The organism is Methylobacter arcticus (genome assembly GCF_050917435.1).
Lineage (GTDB): Bacteria > Pseudomonadota > Gammaproteobacteria > Methylococcales > Methylomonadaceae > Methylobacter_A > Methylobacter_A titanis.
This window is the reverse complement of record NZ_CP159583.1, coordinates 1952955-1976841: the sequence shown is the minus strand read 5'-3', so window position 1 is coordinate 1976841 and position 23887 is coordinate 1952955. Positions and strand designations below refer to the sequence as shown.

The 23887-nt window shown below is 46.5% G+C and carries 21 protein-coding genes and 2 pseudogenes; 10 read left to right on the top strand and 13 right to left on the bottom strand.

Annotated elements, in window-relative coordinates:
* Positions 1-107: 107 nt before the first annotated feature.
* The 6 genes from ABXJ76_RS09530 to ABXJ76_RS09505 are packed head-to-tail and all read right to left on the bottom strand — an operon-like array spanning position 108 to position 7206.
* Positions 108-3647, bottom strand: a complete 3540-nt coding sequence (locus ABXJ76_RS09530; protein WP_432746369.1) for a hypothetical protein — start codon at positions 3645-3647, stop codon at positions 108-110.
* A gap of 51 nt (positions 3648-3698) precedes the next feature.
* On the bottom strand, positions 3699-4670 hold the full coding sequence (locus ABXJ76_RS09525; protein ID WP_432746368.1) for a DHH family phosphoesterase: 972 nt from the start codon (positions 4668-4670) through the stop codon (positions 3699-3701).
* 4 nt (positions 4671-4674) lie between these two features.
* On the bottom strand, positions 4675-5298 hold the full coding sequence (gene cysC / locus ABXJ76_RS09520; RefSeq protein WP_432746367.1) for an adenylyl-sulfate kinase: 624 nt from the start codon (positions 5296-5298) through the stop codon (positions 4675-4677).
* Positions 5299-5324: 26 nt separating this feature from the next.
* Complete coding sequence (locus ABXJ76_RS09515; protein WP_432746365.1) at positions 5325-5534, bottom strand: dodecin; 210 nt, start codon at positions 5532-5534, stop codon at positions 5325-5327.
* Positions 5531-6211, bottom strand: coding sequence for an N-acetylmuramate alpha-1-phosphate uridylyltransferase MurU (gene murU, locus ABXJ76_RS09510; RefSeq protein ID WP_432746363.1), 681 nt, complete (start codon positions 6209-6211; stop codon positions 5531-5533). Before murU ends, ABXJ76_RS09515 begins: the two co-directional genes overlap by 4 nt.
* Positions 6208-7206, bottom strand: a complete 999-nt coding sequence (locus tag ABXJ76_RS09505) for an aminoglycoside phosphotransferase family protein (RefSeq protein ID WP_432746361.1) — start codon at positions 7204-7206, stop codon at positions 6208-6210. The genes murU and ABXJ76_RS09505 overlap by 4 nt, the downstream gene beginning before the upstream one ends.
* 105 nt (positions 7207-7311) lie before the next feature.
* Here ABXJ76_RS09505 and ABXJ76_RS09500 point away from each other — a divergent pair, with 105 nt between their 5' ends.
* The 9 genes from ABXJ76_RS09500 to ABXJ76_RS09460 all read left to right on the top strand — a co-directional run bounded on the left by ABXJ76_RS09500 (position 7312) and on the right by ABXJ76_RS09460 (position 17952).
* Positions 7312-10143, top strand: coding sequence for an LPS-assembly protein LptD (locus tag ABXJ76_RS09500; protein WP_432746359.1), 2832 nt, complete (start codon positions 7312-7314; stop codon positions 10141-10143).
* Positions 10144-10157: 14 nt separating this feature from the next.
* Positions 10158-11444, top strand: a complete 1287-nt coding sequence (locus ABXJ76_RS09495) for a peptidylprolyl isomerase (protein ID WP_432746357.1) — start codon at positions 10158-10160, stop codon at positions 11442-11444.
* Positions 11445-11477: 33 nt separating this feature from the next.
* Complete coding sequence (locus tag ABXJ76_RS09490; protein ID WP_432746355.1) at positions 11478-11987, top strand: DbpA RNA binding domain-containing protein; 510 nt, start codon at positions 11478-11480, stop codon at positions 11985-11987.
* A 608-nt stretch (positions 11988-12595) separates the two neighbouring features.
* Complete coding sequence (gene rnd / locus ABXJ76_RS09485) at positions 12596-13762, top strand: ribonuclease D (protein ID WP_432746353.1); 1167 nt, start codon at positions 12596-12598, stop codon at positions 13760-13762.
* 261 nt (positions 13763-14023) lie between these two features.
* Positions 14024-14587 carry an SRPBCC family protein gene (locus ABXJ76_RS09480; protein WP_432746351.1) on the top strand — a complete coding sequence of 188 codons (564 nt, stop codon included), beginning with the start codon at positions 14024-14026 and terminating at the stop codon, positions 14585-14587.
* 2 nt (positions 14588-14589) lie between these two features.
* Positions 14590-15549, top strand: a complete 960-nt coding sequence (locus tag ABXJ76_RS09475; protein WP_432746349.1) for a cytochrome D1 domain-containing protein — start codon at positions 14590-14592, stop codon at positions 15547-15549.
* A gap of 208 nt (positions 15550-15757) precedes the next feature.
* A complete protein-coding gene (gene pabB / locus ABXJ76_RS09470; RefSeq protein ID WP_432746347.1) occupies positions 15758-17137 on the top strand; it encodes an aminodeoxychorismate synthase component I in 1380 nt (459 codons plus the stop codon).
* A 23-nt stretch (positions 17138-17160) separates the two neighbouring features.
* Positions 17161-17721: a uridylate kinase gene (locus ABXJ76_RS09465; protein ID WP_432746345.1), complete on the top strand. Its 561-nt coding sequence runs from the start codon at positions 17161-17163 to the stop codon at positions 17719-17721.
* Positions 17722-17772: 51 nt separating this feature from the next.
* The gene (locus tag ABXJ76_RS09460; protein ID WP_432746344.1) at positions 17773-17952 is read left to right on the top strand and encodes a hypothetical protein; all 180 of its coding nucleotides are present in this window, start codon (positions 17773-17775) and stop codon (positions 17950-17952) included.
* 59 nt (positions 17953-18011) lie between these two features.
* Here ABXJ76_RS09460 and ABXJ76_RS09455 read toward each other — a convergent pair whose 3' ends face one another.
* Both ABXJ76_RS09455 and ABXJ76_RS09450 read right to left on the bottom strand, forming a co-directional pair.
* Entirely contained in the window at positions 18012-18812 is an 801-nt protein-coding gene (locus tag ABXJ76_RS09455; RefSeq protein WP_432746342.1) for an ABC transporter permease, read from the bottom strand.
* Complete coding sequence (locus ABXJ76_RS09450; protein ID WP_432746340.1) at positions 18799-19461, bottom strand: ABC transporter ATP-binding protein; 663 nt, start codon at positions 19459-19461, stop codon at positions 18799-18801. The genes ABXJ76_RS09455 and ABXJ76_RS09450 overlap by 14 nt, the downstream gene beginning before the upstream one ends.
* Before the next feature lie 158 nt (positions 19462-19619).
* Between ABXJ76_RS09450 and ABXJ76_RS09445 the strand changes: the two are divergent.
* Positions 19620-19853 (top strand): annotated as a pseudogene (locus tag ABXJ76_RS09445) (IS982 family transposase); the annotation flags it as partial.
* Positions 19854-19889: 36 nt separating this feature from the next.
* Here ABXJ76_RS09445 and ABXJ76_RS09440 read toward each other — a convergent pair.
* The 5 genes and pseudogenes from ABXJ76_RS09440 to ABXJ76_RS09420 all read right to left on the bottom strand — a co-directional run bounded on the left by ABXJ76_RS09440 (position 19890) and on the right by ABXJ76_RS09420 (position 23794).
* A complete protein-coding gene (locus ABXJ76_RS09440; protein ID WP_432746338.1) occupies positions 19890-21134 on the bottom strand; it encodes an IS3 family transposase in 1245 nt (414 codons plus the stop codon).
* 182 nt (positions 21135-21316) lie between these two features.
* Positions 21317-21792: pseudogene (locus tag ABXJ76_RS09435) on the bottom strand (IS91 family transposase); the annotation flags it as partial.
* Positions 21793-21801: 9 nt separating this feature from the next.
* The gene (locus ABXJ76_RS09430) at positions 21802-21978 is read right to left on the bottom strand and encodes a tyrosine-type recombinase/integrase (protein ID WP_432746336.1); all 177 of its coding nucleotides are present in this window, start codon (positions 21976-21978) and stop codon (positions 21802-21804) included.
* 10 nt (positions 21979-21988) lie between these two features.
* Entirely contained in the window at positions 21989-22435 is a 447-nt protein-coding gene (locus ABXJ76_RS09425; RefSeq protein WP_432746334.1) for a tyrosine-type recombinase/integrase, read from the bottom strand.
* A gap of 459 nt (positions 22436-22894) precedes the next feature.
* Complete coding sequence (locus tag ABXJ76_RS09420) at positions 22895-23794, bottom strand: LysR family transcriptional regulator (protein ID WP_432746332.1); 900 nt, start codon at positions 23792-23794, stop codon at positions 22895-22897.
* Between the last annotated feature and the right edge of the window lie 93 nt (positions 23795-23887).

Below are 23887 nucleotides of genomic sequence, written 5' to 3'. Positions count from 1 at the left end.
ACACGAAGGACATAAAGCAAATAACAATATGTTGAAAACTTCGTGTTCTTCGTGGTAATTCCCGGAAACAGTCGTTTCTGGTGTCGCTCAAGCCGGCTTATTCTTGCCTACGAATGATGCACCCAATCCGCCCCTAAAGTTCCTTGTAGTTGTTGCAGATAAGCCGGATCGTTGATCTCGGCCAGCATCCGTTCTGCCGCTTCGAGTTTTTGATTTAACTCGGCGCGAACGGTCGACCAATCCGCCAGGAGCGGATTGGCACGCAAAGCCCCCGAAGGGGCACAAGCAAAGACAGCCTGTGATGAATCGTTCTGTTCAGTTGCCGTCAATTGTTGCTGGATATAAGTCTGGTGTTGCTGCCACAGTTTGCTGTCGCGTTGCTGTTTAATCTCAAGGCGTTGTTGATACCAGTCGCTTTGCAGTAAATAGTCGCGGGTAAATAGGGTGCGGATATCCGAGTCGCTGATGGTTTTACCCGCATAATGGCCGTGAGCCATGATGTGCAGCAGTGCTTTTAAAGACGGACAGGCATCATCAATGGAGCCGTCCTGAAAATACAGTTGCGCTACCCGTTGCTGCGCCTCAAAAACATTGTCGATACCGTCAACATAGCTCGGCAGATCTTGTGTTTCCGGTTTCAACATGGCTTCGTCGAATACTGCCGTTGGGTAATCGAACATTTTGCCGAAATTGGTATGCACAAAGCGTTCGGTAATGCGGTAACCCAGACGGCTTTGGAAAACAGTGCGACCCTCGTATTCAAAATCTTCCAGTTTTTCCAATTGTCCCTGTTCAATCAAATACTGCGGGTCGCGCTCGGCTACCGGCAAGCGTGACCAGATTTCCGGAATCAGCAAGCTGATGTCGTGATCGATTCGGCGCTGTGAACCGATGAATCCCGCCGCGGTGGAAAAGCCGTCGTAGCCGCACAGCATGAATGAAACCAGTGCGGTGTTCAGGTCGGCGGTCGCAGATACGGCATTGAACGGGCCTTTGGTCAATGCGCCTTCGGAGCCCGCGCCGGTTGTAGAGGGCGATTTTCCGGTCAGGCTGCAAATAAAATCCATAAACAGCTCAGGCAGTTCCTGGTAATGAATTGGATTATAGATAGCCAGCGGCCGGATGCCCGCCTCCAGGTCGGCAGGATTATTGCGCCGTCCAGTCAATACCGAGTTAACCGGAAAATAAACGGTTTGATCGGCATTAAGACCCCGTGCTAAACGGGTGGATTGCTCGGCAATATAGCGCGCTTTTGGGTCGGTAATATCGGGACGCAGTTGCAGGTAGCGGACATTGAGACTGGGTTCGCCGTCAACCAGACGAGGATGCGCCGAGGATACGAAGTACTCGCCCTCTTGGCCTGCTGCGGCCTGGATGATGACGTTTTGCATCGGTGCGCTGAATTTGTCGAAGTGAATAACATCTTCGATAAACTCGCGGGCATCTTGCGGGGTCAGCGGTTGAAAATTGGAGATGAAGTTATCGGTACCCGAAAAATCCAGTTCGGTCTGTAAATCGGTACCCCGATGAATCGCATCATCAGGGCGCTGAAAGAAACTTTGTTCGCAGTTTTCGACCAGTTTGACGCTGGGGTTTTTATAGTCGGGATTAAGGCCGGTCAGATAACGCAGCGGCACCACGGTGGACGCGGAAATATCATCTTCCATCTGGACTTTGGCCGAGGCGATAAAATCTTGGCGCAGTTTGAACACTCGCCACGCACCTTTTTCGTCAAAACCTACGCGCAGATAGCTGGCGATCAGTTTACGGTTTTGAAATTTCAGTTCGTTGCCAGGATGGCTGTTGACCATATCAACGGAGAAATATTTCATCCAGTCTGACTGCCATTCTTCCTTGTAAAAACGTTTAATCATCAGTACCACCGCCAGAATATGCCGGGGAATTTCCTCCAGCCATCGGTTATAGGCATCCGAATATTGGCTTGCCGATGGCGTTAATAGCTTGATTACCGAACCCAGGCTGCGTTCGCTGCTGAGTAAGCGACGTTGGTCGAGACCGTGCAGTGCCGGATCTCGAAATCGGGAGGAGTAATCGTATTCGAATAGTTGGGTGACTATCGCCATGTCTTTGTCGAAATCATCGATAAAGACGGCGCCAAAAATAGTCGCTCCAGCAATGGATTTTGAGATTTCCGACTTGCCGCCACCGGATACTGTGCTCGGTTTATGACAAAAAGTGCCTTCCTGATGGGTGCCGATCAAGCGCCAGCTGGGCGCATTAGGGTGACGTTCCATGTGGACTTTAAAGCCATTGGGATACACATAAGTGTGGTTGAACAGCAGTTTAAGTGTTTGCGGCTGCTTGTTATGCGTCCAGCTGATTTTCTGTAGTTGAATGTTGATCTTTGCCGAATTGGGGATGTAAATGATGTCGGCATGGTTTTTATCAATAGCGTAGCCTTGTTCATTAGTCTCTATGACGGCCGCCAGTTGCCGGCAGACTTTATCGAAAGAATACTGTTCGCCGATAAAGGAACTATGCGGCAAAAAGATTTCCCCAAGGATGACTCTAGGAAAAGCTAGCGCACCTCCTGAATGTTCTTCTTCACAGCCGCCGTATAAATTAGCCGAATAACTGATCTGGGATTTGATTTCTTTTTTGCTGTAGCCGAAATAGTTGTCGGCAATAATAGTGACAATCACGCCCTGCATATTGCGGCATACCAGTTTAAACGGTTGGCCGTTATTGTACAGATCATTTTCATGCTCCCAGCACATGCCGTCTTTACGCTGGCGCTCGGTGGCATCATCAACATGCGGCAGTCCCAGAGCTTGTTTGCGGCAATGAACCAGATGCGGCGCGAGAATAATACAGCCGGTATGTCCGGTCCAATGAGCGCTATCTAATGCGGCATCGTTCTCGGGTAGAAACGGGTTGCCTGCATTGCCGAAAATGGATTCAACAAAATCCAGGTTGGCGACCAGTCCTCCGGGTGCGAAAAAGCGGACTTCCATGGTTTTGACCGGCATAGTATCGGAAATTTCCGGGCATACGATAGGCCGCATCAGCGACGACACCCAGAGTTTTGCGCTGTTTTGTTGGGTGCTGGTAAAAGGCAGGCTCAAAAGGTCGGCCGGAGGCGAAAGTGCTTCGCGGAGCAGCGCCGCGTAAGCCGCTACCGGCACTTCGTTTTTATCAGCCGGAACCGGAAGTCCACCGGCGGCAATATGGAACACGCCTTTGGTGGTGCGCCGGTCATTTTGCGGATTATGCAGCACTCCTTGCTGTATCCGGTAAGAGTCGATATAAGCCGAATGAAATTCGTTATGTTGGAAGGGCAGGGATAGTTCCCTTGCCAGTCCTTTCTGTTCCAGCACAAAGGTTTCACCCGGCAAACTGATGAATGCATTCTGATCAACGGATACGCCGTTTTCAGTCAAGTAATGGTTAAGGAAATCCTGTATGCGTCGGTCGGCCGGGCAGCGGTAGTTGGTCAGTGCCAGCAGGCGACGTTGCTGGGAATAGTTTTTTAACAAACCATCGGCAATTTTAAGATATTGCGGGTCGTTTTCCACAGCACAGGTTGGTTGACCCAGCGCGGCCAGTTGCAGGTTAATGTATTGCAGTTTTTCCAGTCGGTTAGGGATGGATGAATCTGGGCGGGCTTTATGGGTCAATGAGTTCATGCGTGTTGATTCCGGCGGTCTGGTTGGCGTTTTATTTATTGTACCAGCTACTCAGGAATAAAATTTCTCAAACTTTTGAATGAAAACATTAAGCTGATCGGAAGGTAAATGATTGATGCCGGCAGCAGCTTTGCGTCCGCCGCCGCTTGGAAAGTTGGAACATAGTTCGTCAGCGCCGGCTTTATTGGGCTGATTTTTGTAACATGCTGGCGCTCTGACGCCAACTTGGTAACTATTGTCCTGGTTATAAGTGATCACGGCATGGGCTTTGGAAGGATTTAGGTTGGCTAAATCATTGCCGAATGCGCCGTTAACGCGTCTTGCCCAGAGAGTGTCAGGCAGGATGAATACAGCGACCGCATCGCTTTGGTATTCAGGATGAATGCTCCTGGCATTAGTCATGTCTTCTTGGTAGCCTTGTTGCAGTTGAGCAAAGAGGTGCGGATTGTCGCTGATAAAGTCAAAAGGCGATTGGAAATCGGCCATTTCCAGATACAGTTTATCCGGCGCAAAATGCAGGTCAGCCATGCAGCTGCCGTAACCGTTATAGTTAATATAAATACCTAGGTTTTTCAGGATGTCGAGCTTTGCTGGATTTAGGTTTAGGGTGGCGGCCAATTGTTCGGCGCTGTGGTTCAGGTTGTCGCCAAAGGCGGCTGTTATTGCCCACAACGGGTATTTCCCTTTTAAGTGCTGATTGATTAGCAGGCTGGTACAGACGGCGCTGTCGGTATTAATCAGCGTTTTTAGATGAGGATGCTTTTGAATGTCGCCCGACTGGTGGTGATCTACATAAAAAATATGCGCCCCGTTGTTTAAAAATTCATTAACCCGAACACTGTTTTGTTGCAGGGAAATATCCAGCACGGTGACGTAGTCGCCTGAGCTTGCGGTAAATTTATCGAGTAGCTGAATATCGCGTTTAATGCCGGTAATGAGCTTTGATGCCAGCGGTTGAACGAGGCGCAGTTGAATCAGTGCACAAATACCGTCAGCGTCGCCATTGAAAACATCGAAATGCATGCGCTTATTCCTGAATGGATAAGATGTTTCGAGCGCGTAATAGCGATATGACTTGTTGTATGCTCTGTTCGAGCGAAAGTTGGCTGGTATCGATTTTTAACTCCGGGTTTTCAGGTTCTTCGTAAGGCGAAGAAATGCCGGTAAAGTCTTTTATTTCGCCTTGCCGCGCTTTTTTATAAAGTCCTTTAACATCCCGTTGCTCGCAAATCGGTAACGGGCAGTAGCAATAAATTTCGATAAAATCGCCATGCGGCATCAGGCTTCTTGCTATGGCGCGCTCCGCTTTAAAGGGTGATATAAATGCGGTAAGCGTTATCACGCCAGCTTCAAGCAGAAGCTTTGCCGTTTCACTGATGCGGCGGATATTTTCTTTGCGGTCTTTATCGCTAAAGCCCAAGTCGCTGCACAAGCCGTGGCGCACATTATCGCCGTCCAGGACAAAGGTATGTAAACCATTTTGATGCAAGTGTTCTTCTACGGCATGGGCCAGTGTTGATTTACCGGAGCCGGATAGGCCGGTAAACCAAAGGACCACCGATTTATGCGTGTTTTTTTGTTGGCGCCGTTGCCGGGTGACGGTGGCACGATGCCATACGGTATTTTGGCTTTTTTCGGTTGGCTTATTCATTAGCGGTCACCTCAATGACACTATTTTTATTCGATCAGAGCGCAGCCGATTTTAATGGTGACTTGCCAGTGTGCGACTTTGCCGTTTTCTATGTGTCCACGGGTTTCGATAACTTCAAGCCAGCGCATGTTTGTGATGGTTTCGGCTGCTTTGCTTACCGCATTTTCGATAGCGTCCTGGATACTCATGGTTGATGAGCCGGTGAGTTCTATTTTTTTGTAAACATGTTCGGTCATGATCGTTTCCTTTGTTGTGTGTAATAAAAATCCAGTTCTTGCAAACGTTCCGGTGTGCCTATGTCCATCCAGAAGCCGTTTATTTTTTGCCCTGAAACCCGGCCCTTCGCTATTGCCAGTCGTAACACAGGTCCTAGTTTACTGGGACCTGTGGCTATGTGACTAAACAGCTCGGAGCGATACAGTCCGATTCCGCTAAAGGTTAGGTGTTCGCTGCTGTTTGACACGACAGATCCGGTATTATCCAGGCTGAAATCGCCTTCTGGGTGATGTGCTGGATTATCGACCAGAACTAGATGAGCCAAATCGACTGTCAGGTTTTTGAGTTCGGAAAAATCAAAGTCTGTGGCGATATCGCCATTGACGACCAAAAATACCTCGTTACCTAATAAAGGCAAGGCGTTAATGATGCCGCCCGCCGTTTCCAATGCGTGTTCGCCTTCCGGCGAATAATTTATGCTGGCGCCAAATTGATTGCCGTTGCCTAACCGTTCTTCTATTTGTAAGCCCAGGTGGGCATGATTGATGACTATATCATTAAAGCCGGCGGCAACCAGCTGTTTAATGGTATGTTCGATCAGCGGTTTGCCGGCGGCTTGCAGTAAAGGTTTGGGCGTGTGGTCGGTTAATGGCCGCATTCTTTCGCCGCGCCCTGCCGCTAAAATCATGGCCTTCATATGTAGACTTCGCTCAATATAGGTAATACATGGGCATGCAGAAAGTCGTTAAATTCGGCAAGTTCAGGGTAAATCGCGCACACGGCAGTGACGTAGTTCAGCGTGCGCGGTATGTCGCCCAGATAGTTGGACTTGCCGTCTCTTAAGTGCAAACGAGAAAAAATGCCGATGGCTTTAAGATGGCGTTGGAGTCCCATCAGGTCAAACCAGCGGTTAAACTGGGCTTCGCTACAATGAATCAGTCCTGTCTGCAGGAGTCGCTCAAAGTAGTTGAATCGCCATTGTTCAAGCTGTTGTTCAGGCCAGGCAATATAACAATCGCGCAATAACGATACCAAGTCGTAGGTAATCGGGCCGATGACGGCATCCTGAAAGTCGATGACTCCGGGTGAATCGTAGTTTAAAACCATCAGATTGCGGGAATGATAATCCCGGTGTACGCAGGTTCTTGGTTGCTCCAGGGCTGATGCCGTGAGCAAGGCGTTGACGTTCTCCCAAATAGCTGAGGGGATTTGAATATCCAGAAATCGACCTAAAAACCATTCGTCAAAAATAGCCAGTTCTCTGCGCAGCAGCGCCTGGTCATAGTCGGGCAGTCCGGCGTGTTGTACGGGCGTTTGGGTTTGCAGTTTGAATAAACTGTCGAAAGCGCTTTGATATAGATCGGTCGCAGTGCTCGCATTAAGTTGATCCAGAAAACATTGGCTACCGAAGTCTTCCAGCAGTAAAAAGCCGTCAGTCAGGTTTTGATGGAATATGATCGGGACGTTGACCTGAGACTGCGTCAGCAGTCCGGCAATTCTAATAAAAGGTTCAATGTTTTCCTTGCTTGGCGGGGCATCCATAATAATGAATTGTCCGTCCGGGGTTTTTACCCGAAAGTAACGCCGGAAGCTGGCATCGCTGGAAGCGATTTCGCAATGGGTGATGGTGAGCAATAAATCATGCTCAAGCCAGTCAAACATCGATATTGATCTTAAATCTTCAGGCATCATGATGTTTAGGATAGATTAGTATAATGCTGTAGTAGTAAGGTAAAATAAGCGTCCGGCATTCTATTCGATTTATGATCCATTACGCTACTAAACTTGATATTACCTATGCGCCGTCGTTTATTTTTGCTTTTTTTACCTTCTATTTATACACCGGTCAGCGTTGCCAATGAGGCGCTCTGGAATTGCGTGCAAAGTAAGGATACCAAAGAGTGGGTTTGTGTAGGTGAAAAAAAACCTGCAAATAAAACCAGTGCGGCAAAAATTCCTGATCAGGTTGAACCGGTTAAAGACGTGCAGCCTGAGGCTATTACAACTACGCAGCCGATTGTGGCAGAGCCGGTAAACGTTGAATCCGAGTCCGTTCCAGTTGAGAGTGCAGAGCTTGAACCCAGCGCTCCAAAACGCTCCGAGAGTATTGAGACCGATAAAGACACCCGGCAAGTTAGCGCAGAGTCAAAGCCAGTCAATCCGCTACCTGTGACGCCTGATTCAAAAAAACTGCTTCAAACTGAATCCAATCGTCCAGGCTGGAGTTGCGATGCTAATGCCGAGGGTAAAAACTGGGATTGTAAGCTGGTCGGTACCGATCCTAAGGCACAGGCGCGGCCTGTTGAAACCTATGAGCAGGGTATAAGTTTGCTCACTCCGGCGTTTGATCATAATGAAGAGCAAACCTTTAGCAATCTTAAGTCGCAACTGAAATATGATCCTTGGCTAAACTGTACTGCGCCTGGTGGTGGGAAACCGGGTTTTGTACCTGAAAAGGATTTGAGGAAGGTGTCGCCGTTGGATATTAATTCTGATTATGCAGAAATATTCGACAATGAAATTTACAGTTATGTCGGTAATGTTGAAATGACCCGCGCGGATCAGCGATCGGTTTCCAATAAAGCGAGTTACGACACTATTTCGGAGACATTGGATTTACAGGGTAGCGTCTATTACAGTGAAGATGAATTGGCCTTGCACAGTGAATCAGCCTCCCTTAACTTGGCGTCCGATCAGGCTAGATTAAGGGAGGCGTTGTTTATTTCCCCGTCTACGCCGCTCAGAGGCCGGGCCAAAACAATTTATAAGGAAAATCGCTCCTTAACTCGATATAAAGGTGTTGCTTATACCAGCTGCCGACCCGGCAATCAGGATTGGGTCGTGCATGCGGCTGAGCTGAAACTGAATAAAACGACCGGTCAAGGCGCGGCTAAAAATGCTTGGCTTGAATTTAAAGGTACGCCTGTATTTTATTCGCCTTATCTTTCTTTTCCGATAGATGACAGACGACTTTCCGGTTTTCTTGCGCCTTCATTTGGCAACACGCAACGGGGCGGATTTAGGCTGGAAACGCCGTATTACTGGAATATAGCGCCTAATTTCGATGCAACTTTACGACCGCGATATTTGGCAAATAGAGGCGCCATACTGGGCGGGGGTTTCCGTTATTTGACAGAGATGACAGCTGGGACGACGGATCTGGAATTCATGCCTAATGACAGTCTTCGCGACAATTCCAGGTATTTTGCAGCGCTTAAAAATAATACTCAATTTACCCCACATATTAATTCAAATTTTGATTTGAATTATGTGTCGGATAAAGAGTATTTCTCTGATTTGGGTAATGCTCTTAGTACCTCGACGTACAACAGTTATCTTGTAAGCCAGGCTAACTTGGGATATGCAAACGAGGGGGTTTCTTTAAGAGGCCATGTTGATAATTATCAATCGATTGATAAAGCGATAACCAATGAGCGCTTACCCTATCGGAGATTGCCGCAAGTTAATCTGAATTTAAATCACTCATTCGATTTTATGCCATTGAATACCTTGATGGATGCCGAATATGTGTATTTTCAACATGACTCTGTCATCAATGGACAGCGAGCTAATGTTAAGCCGTCAGTCAGTTTTCCGTTGCAAACGGCCAGTGCTTTTTTAACGCCAAAATTGTCCTTGCAACATACCCAGTATGCGCTAAACAATCCTAAAGGCGGCGTATTAGCCACGGACAGCCTGTCAAGAACTTTGCCGATTTTTTCTGCCGATAGCGGTCTGTATACAGAAAAGGACGTGAATTTTTTTAACAGATCTTATCTGCATACCCTTGAACCCCGATTGTTTTATTTATATATTCCCAGCGCAGATCAGAACGACATTCCGATATTTGATACGGCATTGACTGATTTTTCATTTAATAGCATGTTCTTGGAAAACCGCTTTAGCGGCACAGATAGGGTACAGGATGCCAATCAGCTTACAGCAGCCTTAACCACACGTTTGGTTGATGCTACATCTGGCAAGGAAAAGCTAAAACTCAGTGTGGGTCAAATTATTTATTTTCAGGATAGAAAAGTGACTTTGCCAGGTTACCCTATAGAAACCAACCAATTATCGCCTTTGGTAGCTGAGTTGAATGCTGGACTGACTGATCATGTTTCAGTGAGTTCTGGAGTACAATGGGATTCTCATCTTAATGATATCGTTAGATATAACGCTGGCTTGCATTATGTTAATGAGCCGGGTGAGATTGTTAATCTTGGCTATCGTTATAGAAAAAACACGGTTATCCCTGATTTATCGGGGAAGAGACTTTATGATATTATTCAAAGCGATGCTTCCTTCCACTGGCCGGTTTATGATAATTGGTCTGTGGTTGGACGTTGGACGTATTCATTGTTGAACAATTCTACCCAAGAAAGTTTTTTTGGCCTGGAAAAAGAAAATTGTTGTTGGCGTTTTCGTGTTATCGGGCGACGTTGGATTAATAGTATAAATCTTAATCAAAATCCAAATACGCCTGATGCCCTGCCTATTGTCGATGCGACAGGTATAAGCCAGACAGGGGTGTTTTTTCAGATAGAACTTAAAGGATTGACCGGTATTGGCGAAAAACTTGACGAGTTTTTTGAAAATCAAATTTATGGTTATCGGAAACCTCAAAAATGATCAAACAAGAAAACATGAAAAAAACTATTATTGCAGTGCTGCTGTGTAATTTATTGTTTGGCAGCTTTTTAGCGCACGCCGAAGTTCTGGATACCATAATTGCTGTGGTTGAAGATGACGTTATTCTTGAGCGGGAACTGCAAAAAGAAGTTACGGTTATTGAGCAAAGAATACAGCAGAGTAAGGCCGCGATTCCGCCTGCGTACATACTGCGTAAACAAGTACTGGAAAAAATGATTGTTGATAAACTCCAGCGGCAACTGGCGGAAAAAGCCGGAATTACCGTCAGCGAAGAAATGCTTAACAGTTCGACTGCAGATATAGCCCGAAGAAATAATATGGATGTCGAACAATTCAGGGCAGAACTGGAAGGGCAGGGCATTAGTTATCAAAGTTTTTTGGATAATATGCGCAACGAAATCATTATTAATCAATTACGCGGCAGAGAGATAGGCGGACGTATTAAGGTGACTGACCGCGAGGTTGAACACTATTTGGAAACCCAGGATAAAATTGGCGAAGAGTCTACGCAGTATCATTTAGGCCATATATTGATTGCAGTCAAAGAAGGTGCGTCATCGACAGAGGTACAGCGTGCAATGAGCAAAGCCGATGATCTGGTTAAGAAACTGCGGGCAGGACAAGATTTCAGCCAAACAGCAATAAGTGATTCAGAAGATGCAAATGCCCTAAAAGGTGGTGATCTGGGTTGGCGTGCCATGAGTGAAATACCAACCTTGTTTGTTAATGAAATCAGGGAAATGAAGCAAGGCGATGTGTCTGACCCTATACGCAGTCCGAGCGGCTTTCATATCATTAAAATGTTGCAGTTGAAAGGCATGGATAACCACATGATTATCAAAACTAAAGTTCGGCATATTTTAATTAAAACTAATGAGTTGATTGATGATGCCGAGGCAAAAAAACGCTTGTTGGCATTAAAAGTTCGCATTGCTGATGGTGATGATTTTGCCGCCTTGGCGCGGGCGCATTCAGATGATAAAGGTTCGGCATTAAAAGGCGGTTCACTTGACTGGGTAGGTCCTGGTGACTTGGTTAAGCCATTTGAAGAAGCCATGGTAAATCTCGGCATTAATGAAGTGAGTGAGCCGGTACAGACGCAGTTTGGCTGGCATATCATTCAAGTCTTAGGCCGGGAAAATAAGGACGATAGTAATGAGTTTAAAAAGAACTTAGTCAGAGAGGCTATTCGTAAGCGGAAAATCGAAGAAGAAACAGAGCTCTGGGTTCGCCGATTGCGTGACGAGGCTTTTGTGGAAATTTATCAGGATAGACTTTGAAACAGTTTAGTGCGGTTACAGGTCGTCAACATCGTGAAACAAATAAATAGCAATCATAAAGACGGCATGGCCGTGACCGTGACTTTTCCCGACAGTCTTGCAGCATTTCCTCCGTCCATGGAGGTCAGAGCAGGAGTTATAACCCCAGAGGTGGAGGTAGAACAACCCATGAATGTAAGGACCGCAGGGACTGTGGTTGCCCAACCGGGTATTAAAATGGTTCGCTATCGCCTGGGTGTGGGGTGTAAACATCAGATTAACTCGGAAGAGCTTAAAAAAGTGTTAATTGATGAGTCTGGAGTCGACAAAAATAATATTAATAATATTAATATACAAGGTGACTATACGCTTGTTGAGTTGCCCGATGAAATGCCTCAGGATATTTTTCTGCATTTAAAATCAGTGGAAATTAAACAACATAAATTGGACATAAGGCGGGTAAAATCACGTAATAAAAAACGTGACAAAAACCAATGTCGACGAGGAAAACAGCGTGTTCGCTCGTCCGGCAATAGCGGCTCCGAGCGAGTCAGTAGCAGTTAGTTCGATCGAACGGATTCAAAGGTTAAATGTTACCGACCGACGTAGGCATTATTAAGCATTTCTTCATCAAAAGTAGACATGGGGCCGTGACCGGGAGTAATACAAGTTCTTCTCTGCACATTGTTACGTTGCTCCTGTATTGCCTAAAAGCGCCTACTTTTGGTGCTTTATCTCCTATCTGTCAATGCAATCGATAGATTATTTTGATTGCATTAATCAGGGTATTGATATCCTTTTGGCAAATCGGTTCGACCGATTGAGGCTTTAAATAACACGCCGTCGACGATGGCCAGTTTGGTGTTGCGGCGAACAAAAAACCTATATCCTCGTGTATATTCAGGGCAGTGAAAAACATCCAGTATTTCTTCGTCCACCTTAATAATATCGCTCTACCCATATCGCCTCCGGGATCAATAATGGCAGCTTTATCGGACTGTTCGCAAAATCAGCAGGGAACGGTCCTATTGATAAGTGCTAGCTGGAATAATATAAACTCGCCTATGTAATGGGAGACAACAAACAAAACTTTATCATTAACATGAAAAACCACTATTAAGGGTAAGACACATAAGTTTTACCCTTAATTTAACGACTGCTCGTTTAACATTATGACAACTATACAATACATTAATACTCCTGATCAGCTGGCGAAGCTGTGTGAACAGATAAAAAAAGAATCTTGGTTAGCTCTTGATACCGAGTTTTTACGGGAAAAAACCTATTACCCAAAATTTTGTCTGCTACAAATAGCTACGCCGGAATGGGTGGCATGCATTGACCCCATAGCATTACCATCTCTGGATATCCTTTTTGAAGTTTTATACAGCCCATCCATCGTAAAAGTATTTCATTCCTGTCGCCAGGATTTGGAGATATTTTATCAATTAACCGGAAAATTACCCGAGCCGATTTTTGATACCCAAATTGCTGCGCCGTTGCTGGGTTTTCAGGAGAATCCGGGATACGCGATGCTGGTTTCCAGTTTATTAAATGTGAATTTAAACAAGGCCCATACTCGGGCTGATTGGAGCAAGCGGCCGCTGATAGAGGCGGAAATTCAATATGCTGCGGATGATGTCATTTATTTATGCAAGATTTATCAAATGATGTTGCAGAAATTAGCCGAGTTGGGACGGGGCGATTGGCTGGAGCGTGATTTTGCTGAATTGTCTAATCCCGATCTTTATGAGGTAAAGCCTGAAAAATCTTGGTTAAAAATTAAAGGTAAAAACAAGCTAACAGGAAAACAACTGTCGATTGTTCAAACCTTGGCCGAATGGCGGGAAAATACTGCGCAGTCTGAAGATCGCCCCAAGAGTTGGCTGTTGCGTGATGAGATGCTGTTCGATTTAGCCAAGCTGCAACCGGAAACAGTGAGCGAATTGGCCAATGTTCGAGGCATTAATGAACGTACGGCTAATCGTTATGGCGCAGAACTGTGCGACTTAATTATGGCTGCCAAGAACCGTGCACCGATACCTTTAAATGAAAAGGGACGACCTGTAAAAAAAACCCAGCAACAAGAAGCGGTACTGGATATTTTAACGGCACTGGTTAGAATACGCGCCGAAGAAAACGCATTAAACCCCGTTATTCTTGCGACACGTAAAGATCTGGAAGAGCTGCTGTTTAATGACGGTAATGAGTGTCCATTATTGCATGGTTGGCGTTTTAACATGGCCGGAATGGAGTTGGTCGGTTTGTTAAAAGGCGAATTATTACTGGGAATTCAATCTGACAAACTGGCTATTATTGAAAACAAGTGCTTGAATTAAGATGGCCTATTTAAATTAAATCGGTAAATGCAACTGCAATTACCGAATATCTATACTGGCAGTTGTTCTTTGACTGCTAATTTTATAAATTCCATAGTTCAGATGACTGATTGAGTCGGTGAATAGTTGACAATATATTAGGCTTGTTTTTAAACATATTAGTCCTATTATATTTTAAATTAGCTTAAGCTGATGCTTGCAGCGCTTGGTTGTCATATAATGTGAGTTTTAGATTTTTATGTTCCCGGAAGGTAAGTTAATATGAAAAAAATTGCTTTATTTGTTTCAGTTTTACTGTTCTTTTTTACTTCAGTAGCCAGCGCTCATGGTCCTGTGCGTCAAAAAACCGCTGAGAAAATCACCATCAATGCACCTGCTGCAAAAGTTTGGGCTCTTATCAAAGACTTTGGTGATATGTCCTGGCATCCTGATATTGTTAACACCAGCATTCAGGGTGGCAATACCCAAGGTGCGACGCGTGTTTTAACCTTAAAAGACGGCAACACGATTACTGAAGAATTAAAAAAGTATGACGACAAGAAGCTGTCTTATGCTTATAAAATTACTGAAATGAGTTCAAGTAAAAAGATTACTCATGCCGGCGCAGAAGAAGAAGTTCCCGCTTTACCCGTAACTGACTATTCAGCAAGTATTGATTTAACTGAAAAAGGTGGTAGTACTGAGGTTGATTGGAAAGCCGCTTACTACCGTGCCTACATGAACAATAATCCACCGGAAGAAATGAACGACGAAGCCGCTAATAACGCAGTAAAAGCCGTTCTGGAAGCAGGATTGATTCATCTGAAAGCTTTAGCTGAAAAGTAAGCATGTTCCTAGTGAACTATAAGGCTGTAGCGATTTGCATCGCTACAGCCTTTTTATCTACACCGCTTGCCGCGCAGCCTTTTGCTTACATCAGCAATCAATTAGACGATAGCGTATCTGTTATCGATACAGCAACGGGCAGAGTAGTCGATACGATTGCTGTTGCCGGTAAACCCGCTGGGGTTGCGGTTGCTCCTGATGGCAGTAAAGTTTACGTCAGTACGCCGGAGGCTAAAGGTTTTGCTGTTGTAGATACCAAAAAACGCGAAGTGATCGCCACCGTTATTGTCAATGACGGCGTACTCGGCATTGCTGTTGGTGCGGAGGGTGAGCGCATTTATGTAGCAGACTGGTATGAAAATACCGTCTCGGTTATTGATGCGAAAAGCCTACAGTTAATTAAAACCATAGCTGTTGGTGAGTCGCCATCTGGTTTAATTGTCAGTCCTGATAACCGCTGGTTATATGTCGCTAACCGAATCAGTAATTCAGTTTCAAAAATCGACCTGAATACACTTACCGTTAAAAAAACCGTGCCAGTTGGGACTCATCCGTTTGGACTTACCATTGATGCCAGAGGTGAGCGCATCTATGTTGCTAACGTAAAAAGTGATGACGTAACCGTTGTAGAAACAGCGCGAATGCAGCCCATTGCTACCATAAAGGTCCATATGTTGCCTTATGCAACAACGCTGGCGCTTAATGATAGTCGGCTGTTGGTGACTAATCAGAATGACGGTTCGGTTTCCGTTATTGACATAGAAACCCTAAAGGAAATAGCCCTGATTACCGTTGGCGACAAACCTGAAGGCATTAACACTCATCCTGATGATCGGCATGTCTATGTGGCTAACTGGTTTGACAGCACTGTTTCGGTGATCGATGCCAAAACCCTGAAAGTGATAGCTACCATTGAAACCGGAGAAGGCAGTCGTGCTTTCGGACAGTTTATCGGTAAATGACGTTCTATCCACGAAAAGCATGAAAAATACAGGAGCAGCTTTAGCCGCTCCTTAGATACAAATGACGTGTGTCGAGGATACGTTAAGCCAAACCCATAGCCCCGACCTTGTACTCCACGCATTTCACGCATCTGTTGAACCTAAAGCTTTTTCGTGCTTTTCGTGGACAGTACGTAACATCAATTGAATATCCAGTCTCCTCATAAAAATGTCCTCACCGAATCAACGTATTACTCCTATCCCTTATTTTACTGACAGTGCAGAACTGTTTTCCGTTTGTGCAGATAAAATGTGGGCCGTTTTTCTGGATAGCGGTTTTCCCGGCAGTCATCAGGGGCGATACGATATTATCGCGGCTGAGCCAGTATGCACCTTGATCACACATGGTGAGATAACCGAGATTACCAGTGATGACCTGACACTCACATCGACTGAAAACCCATTTGATTTAGTTAAACAACAGCTTTGTCTGTTTCCGGACTTTACGTCGAATGATGATTTGCCTTTTAACGGCGGAGCCATTGGCTATTTTTCCTATGATTTGGCCCGTCGATTGGAAGCATTGCCTAAAACTGCGGCAGATGCAGAACATATTGCCGAAATGGCGGTAGGGATCTACTCGTGGGCCGTGATTATCGATCATCATCAGCAAAAAAGTTATCTGGTAGGGTATTGCGAACAGCAAAAATGGCAAAACTTGATCAAGCAGTTCAGCCAATTACCGGTAAGGTCGAATGAACCTATGTTCAAAGTCGTCGGTGAAATCAAGTCCAATATGGACAAGAATGCCTATGTTCATGCTTTTAACCGAATCAAGCATTATCTCAGGGAAGGCGATTGTTATCAGGTGAATCTGGCGCAGCGGTTTGTAGCCGATTGCGAGGGCGATCCGTGGGCGGCTTATCAAACCTTGCGTAAATTGAATGCTGCGCCTTTCAGTTGCTATCTTAATTTGCCCGAAGTGCAGATTTTATGCTCATCTCCTGAGCGTTTTTTAAAACTGACTGATGGTGTGGTCGAGACCAAGCCCATTAAAGGTACGCGGCCAAGGAAACTTGATTACGCAGAAGATCAGCAGCAGATAAAAAACCTGGAAGCCAGCAATAAAGACCGGGCGGAAAATTTGATGATTGTCGATTTGCTCAGAAATGACATCAGTAAAACCTGCAAGAGCGGTTCGGTCAAAGTGCCGATGTTATTCGATGTGGAAAGCTATGCCACCGTACATCATCTGGTCAGTACCGTAACCGGCATCTTGGCGGAAAATCAGTGCGCTCTGGATTTGTTGAAAAGCTGTTTTCCGGGCGGATCGATTACCGGCGCGCCTAAAATTAGGGCCATGGAAATTATAGAAGAACTCGAACCCAACCGGCGCGGCGTTTATTGCGGGGCTATCGGCTACATCGGTTTCAATGGCAATATGGACACCAATATTGCCATTAGAACCCTGGTGCATTCGGAAAACAAGATTCGTTTCTGGGCAGGCGGCGGTATCGTTAATGATTCCGTAGCAGAAGACGAGTATCAGGAGAGTTTTGACAAAGCGGCAGCCATGCTCGATTTATTGCAGCAATTTACGGAAAGTTAACTTGACATTTAAGCGGACGTAACATGATCGTTATCAAACTCGGAGGCAGTCTGTCCCGCTCGGATGCTTTGATTAACTGCTTGAATACGGTAGAGGAAAACTATCAGGGCAGGGCGGTAGTTATTGTTCCCGGCGGCGGCGCGTTTGCCGATCAGGTCAGGTTGGCCCAACAACAGTGGCAATTCAACGATAACACCGCCCACCACATGGCGCTTTTAGCCATGCAGCAAATGGCCTTGATGTTTAATGGGCTTAAACCCCATTTCGCTGTTGCTGAAAATATCGCTGCAATTAAACACCCGCAGAACCGGAACAAAACCGTCATTTGGTCACCGGATATTAGTGAACTCGATAATGCGGGAATACCGGCATCTTGGGATATAAGCTCAGACAGTTTGGCGGCATGGCTGGGGCAGACGCTTTCGGCAACTGAACTTATCCTGATAAAGTCAGCCGCCATTGATGCCGAGCTTAGCTTGCAGCAACTTGCGGAACAACACATCATCGATGAAGCCTTTTGCGATTTTGTCGCGAAAGCCGCCTTTAAAACATACATTATTAACGCGAAAAACTGGGTTAAATAACTCACTCACCCATCACCCAAAGCAATAAAGGATCATCACCATGTTAAAAGTTTGGCAACGGAACTGCATAAAAATAGCCGAGTGGTTTCCATTGTGGATAGTAAGCGGCTGTTTGTGGGCATGGTGGCAACCGGAGGCATGGCTATGGCTCCGGTCTCCGCTGCGATCTCAGCCGTATTTCATTGCCTGATCGGTAGCGCATTGGCAGGGGTTTGGGGGCGAAGAAGGTAGTTATTTAAAGTGCGCCGCCTTATACTAAGGTTACATCGTCCGACAGTTGGACATTCTTTTTACCGGATATTCTTTTTTTCAATCACTTCATCCCGCAACACATCAAACGCGTTGAATGCAATAGCCAGGCTGAGTTTCAAGTTGATAATGCTGGCAAGGGTGGCGCTGGTGAAAATGCAGATCATGATAGCAATTTGGTATTTAACCGCCAGCCACGGTTCGCTGCCACCCAGAATTTGTCCGGTCATCATGCCCGGAAGGGATACCAGCCCCATTGTTGCCATGCTGGCGATAGTCGGATTGATTGCGGCTTTGACGGCTTCACGAAAATATGGACGCACGGCTTCCCAGCGTGTCGCACCCAGCATTAAAAAGGTGGTGTATTCGTTCTCGTTTTTGCGTAGCGCCGAATAGAAACGCTCCAAGGCGATCACGTTTGCTTGCAGGCAGTTGCCGAGAATCATACCGGCTAATGGCACGATATAACGGGCATCGTAAAAGTGCGCAGGCTGGATGACCAGAATCACCAGATAGGCGGTGGATAGCAGTATGCTGGAGGCAATCGCGATAAAGGTAGCCAGGACAAAATAACGCACTTTCAGCCCGGCGCGGCGCAAAATACTGAAATCGGCAACTATCAGCATCACCAATATCCATAAGCCGTTGAGCCAGGGATTGTTAAGATCGAATAGCGTTTTCAGATAAATGCCAACCAGCGCTAACTGGATACTCATGCGCAGGATGCCGATGCCAATATCCCGACTCAAGCGCAGGCCGATTAGCCAGAGCAATAACCAGGGCAGAAAACAGAGGCCGTAAAGCAGAGCCATCTGCGGCAGCTTAATGTCAAGGGTTTCCATGTCGCCTTACCTCGGTCAATCGACCCGCTTCGAGTTCAAAAACAATGTCACAGCGTTCAAGCCATTCGGGGTCGTGAGCTACCGATAGAACGGTCAGCTGAGGATCGGAGAAAACCTCGAACACCACTTGTTTGCTGTCCGCGTCCAAGGCGCTGGTCACCTCGTCGAGCAGATACAGTCTTTTGCCCAATAATAGCCCCCGAGCCAGAGCAATCCGTTGTTTTTCGCCGCCGGAAATACGGTTGCTGTCCCGGTTTAAAATATCCTCCGGCAGTTGCAGCCGTTGCAATACCTCTATCAATTGCGCTTCCGTAGGTTGATGATTACGATGTATTTTAAATTGAAAAGGCAGCAACAATGCTTCCCGCACGCTTTCTGCACCCAATATCGGCTCTTGTCCAATGTAAGCCGTGCAGCTTCGAATGCTTTGCACAGATTTCGGCGTTAGCGGTTGTCCTTGAAAATAAACCGTGCCGGATTTTAGAGGATGCAGCCCCAACAAGGTTCTCAGCACGCTGCTTTTACCGGAGCCGGATTTGCCGCATAACACCGCTTTTTCTCCAGCGAATAACGCAAAGCTGATATTGGCGAGCAGTGTTTTTTTATGGTTAGTGACCGATACTTGATCGAAGCAAATGATAGAGGGCATAGGTTAATAAGTGAAAGGTAAAAATCAAGATGTTTTGTAACTACTCAGCGATCAATATACCTGATGTTAAATGCGAATTAAGAGCTAGTAGAGCCAGTCCATAAGCTCCAGTAAACTATTGAGAAAAGCACGACTCCCTCTCAATAGGACAAGAACCGATGAACTGGCAGGATCGATTAATAACGCTTTACCTTTATGTAAGCAAGCACTATCAACAATCCCTTTGTGTTTATTGCCAAAGGATGAGTTCTTACGCCGATTTGAGTTTTAGCGATGAAGAGGTTATCACGCTCTATCTATTTGGCGTCATTGATAAAATCCGAGAACTCAAGAAAATTTATGAGTGCGCAGATCGCCATTTGCGCAGTTGGTTTCCAAAGCTGCCCAGCTATGTTATAGTGGAGCCCATTGTCCAGGCAAATAATGCCTTAATTTAAGATAGAGGCCTGTTCACACTCCAGCTGAATGGCGCTGTCCCAATTTTTTGATACGGGAACTGATATTTCTGCCGCCCCGTATTTATCCACGATCATTGCACCGCCACCCCTAGCTGTTTGGTAAACCACACTGGGTGTTTCATAGCCCAATGATTGATGACGCCGCTCTTCATTATAAAACATGAAGTAGTCGGTCAATCCCATCAGCAAGCTCTGTACACTGTCATGCTGCTTCAAATAGACTTCTTCATATTTCACCGTTCTCCAGAGCCGCTCGACAAAAATATTGTCCAGTGCGCGACCACGCCCATCCATGCTGATCGTGATGCCGCTGTTGAGCAGCACGCCAGTAAAAGCATCGCTGGTGAATTGCGATCCCTGGTCACTGTTGAAGATCTCAGGCATCCCGTAGGCCTTGATGGCTTCTTCCAAACAGTCGACACAGAATCCCGCATCCATGGTGTTCGACAACCGCCAGGAAAGTATTTTGCGGCTATACCAGTCGATGATTGCCACCAAATAAACGAAGCCGCGCGGTAGCCGGATATAAGTAATATCAGTGCTCCATACCTGATTGGGGCGAATGATGTCGATGCCCCTTAACAGATAGGGATAAATCTTATGTTGCGGATGCGGCTTACCGGTATTGGGGCCAGGGGCCATCCCAGCCAGGCCTAGCGTTTGCATCAAGCGCTGAACTCGTTTGCGATTAACCCTGTGCCCAAGTCCGCATAAGTATTTCGTCATACGCCGTGAGCCATAAAAGGGGTGCCGCGTATACTCTTCATCGAGCAACTGCAACAACAGGCATTCATCTTCATCAACGGCTTTCAGTAAACGCTTTTTATGGGCATAGACGACCGAGCGCGTAACCTGGAGCAGCTTGCATTGCAGGGATAGCGCCAGTGTATTATCCGGTGCTATCCACGATTGCCGCTCATCTATAGGCTGAGTCCAGACTTTTTTTTTAAGCCAGTCCAATTCCATGTTCAATTGCCCGATTTTGGCATACAGCCGATCCGGATCGCTCTGTGCATCGGTAGGCTTCGGTCCCCGCTTACCATCAAACAGGCTGCCTGCATTGTCCATCAATTCTTTTTTCCATTGACTGACCTGAGTCGGGTGTACGTTGTTATCCTGGGCGATCTCATTGATCGTCTTTGTGCCTCGAACCGCTTCCAAGGCGATCTTGGCTTTTTGCGCCCCTGTATAAATCTTCCGTTTGCTTTCGCTCATTTCCTGCTTCTCATTTATCGACAGAGCATAGCTTAAACTATTGTCCGGTTTTCGGGGTCCACTATACTTTTCAGTGAGTGCAAAAAGTGTACTTTTTGCACTCTAACTTCACCGTATCTTTCCAATTGCAATTCCTTTGATTTTTAGTGCAAAAACCTTTGCTAAAATTATAATGCATTTAGATGATGCGTCAATGCGGATCCCCAAGTATGCAGAACCAGGGTGATCCCGATCCGTGCGCCCAGATGTTTGGGATCAGCGGCGATAGTACGCAGCGTCTCGGCGGCAATCTCAAACAGCAGACCATAGATCACCGCCTTGTTGTAAAAAGCGATGGCGCTGATCGGCGCGGGCAAGTAAACACTAGATGGTAATAGTCCACCGGCAACAGATCGGCCTGTCGGGCTTCGAGCCAACGTTTGGCCGCACTGGCCTGGCACTTCGGGCAGTGCCGGTTACGGCAGGAGTTGTAAGCTATTTCGTCATGCTCGCAGGCAGGACAGTGCAACACATGCCCACCCAAGGTTGAGGTACGATACTGTTCGATGGCGGACATGACTTTCAGCTGCCCCAGACTTAAGTGATTCTGCTGGACTTGTCGCCAAGCGGGGCCGTGGGCGCGGAAGATATCCGCCACCTCCAGTGCGGGACGTATCATGGCCTTGACCTACAAAGGTTGTAAGGTCTCGATCGGACTGATCACTTCACGCAGAATATCGGTGGCCACCTGAGCATATAGCGCCGTAGTCTCCAGTTTCTTGTGACCGAGCAGCACCTGGATAATCCGAATATCTACCTTCTGTTCTAGCAAATGTGTGGCAAAGCTATGTCTCAGCGTATGCATCGTTACCCGCTTATCTATTCCCGCCGCCTCTAATGCGCAGCGTCATGCGCTGGCTGTCGATGTCGCCGATCTTCAGCGACACCACCTCGCTGACACGCAAGCCGGCACCGTAAGCCACCGATAATGCAGTCTGGTGCTTGAGGTTGTCAATGGCAGCGAGCAGGCGAGCCACCTCTTCACGACTCAAGACCACCGGCAGTTTGCGAGGTTCATGCACGGGATGCATCTTGGTCAACAATTCCGGGTGATCCAGCGTCGTTTCAAACAGAAACTTGAGCCCGGTGATAGCCGCATTCAGGGAAATAGACGAAATGCCGTGATCGACCAGATACAACTGATAACGGCGTAGATCTTCGGAACTGGCTGTATCCGGCGAATGTCCCAGGAATGCTGCGAATCGCTTTACAACTCGAATATAACCAGCCTGGGTTTTGGGGGAAAGTTTGCGCATCCGCATGTCGTCGATCATGCGTTGGCGTAACGGGTAATGGGTTTACTTGTCGAAGTCATAACACTGCTCCTATTTTGAAACAAGGCGGATTGCCTCATTTCTTAACATAGGGAACAGTTACATTCTTTCAATCACCGGTAGGCTTAAAATCGCAGCCACCATAGCGCGTAGCGGTTTAGTCCACCGACCCATAGGCGACATTGGTCACCACTTTCATCAATAGTCTGAGCTATAACCCAAAGCCGCCACTCAGGTCGATAATGCCCCATCCTGATTTATTTAAAGATGAGTTCTCAAAAATCAACGTAAAACCTAGCCAGCTTTTTGGCGGTTGGATCACTCAACTTCAGGACAACTGAGCGAATTAAATAGTGGCGACCTTTCATGTACTCCTAAACATCAGCTAGTAGAGTTAATATCCCCATGAGTTTTCTGGTGCTTCAGAGTGGCCAATTAGGCAGGATGTCAGCAATAGTTTTTTTGCCGTTCAATCGCGGCTAACGACCTTAAGCTATTAAGTACCTGTTGTAATATGATCGAATCGCTATCGCGCTGCGACACCATATAAGCCGCTAATTTATATTGCGGACTATCGGGTACATGAAACAGTTTTTTAGCTTTAATCAGCGGTTCGGCAATGCGAATAGGCAAAAAGCCGGAACCGCCGTTGCTGAGAATTAACTGTACAGCCAACCAGCCGATATTGACCACCTGGGCTGGGCGTTCCAGATTAGGATAACTATTACTATGTTGGGCATAAAAGCCCGGCCCCCAGTCAACATAGATGTAATCATCATTGGGCCAGGGTTTGTTGGGATCGGTGGTCAACAACACCAAGGTTTCATCAAATATATGTTCAACTTGCAGTCCCGGACTGTGTTGCGGCGTATACATCATGCCGATGTCCATCGAACCTTCGATGAGGCATCGCATTAGATCTTCTTCAAAACCGATATCGCTGCGTATTGAAACATCCGGTACCTGTGCCCGTATGATACCTATCCATTCCGGTAACAATAAGGCCTCCCACAATGCAATCCGCGCACCGATGGTAATACTGGTACGATAGCGACTGGGTAAGCCGATGTCATGTCGCGCCTGCTCCAACGTTACCAGCAGCGATTTAGCGTGACGTAAAAAGCGACGTCCTGGCAGCGTTAAAGTGGCACCAGAACGATTCCGCACAAATAATACAACGCCCATATATGCTTCCAGACGCTGAATCCGAGTGCTTACCGTCGACTGCGTTACATACAACCTACTGGCGGCTTCCACAAAGCTACCGTTGGCTGCAACACTTAAAAAAGTTTTGATTTGATCAATATCCATCAGTTTAGTGTCGGACTTATCGATATTAAAGTCCAATAAAAATCGTTTGTCTTATATCGACTGCGTTCTTATAGTTGTTCGCAATAACAATCGTCGATCAGTGCAGAAGCGGTACACAACACTCTGGGG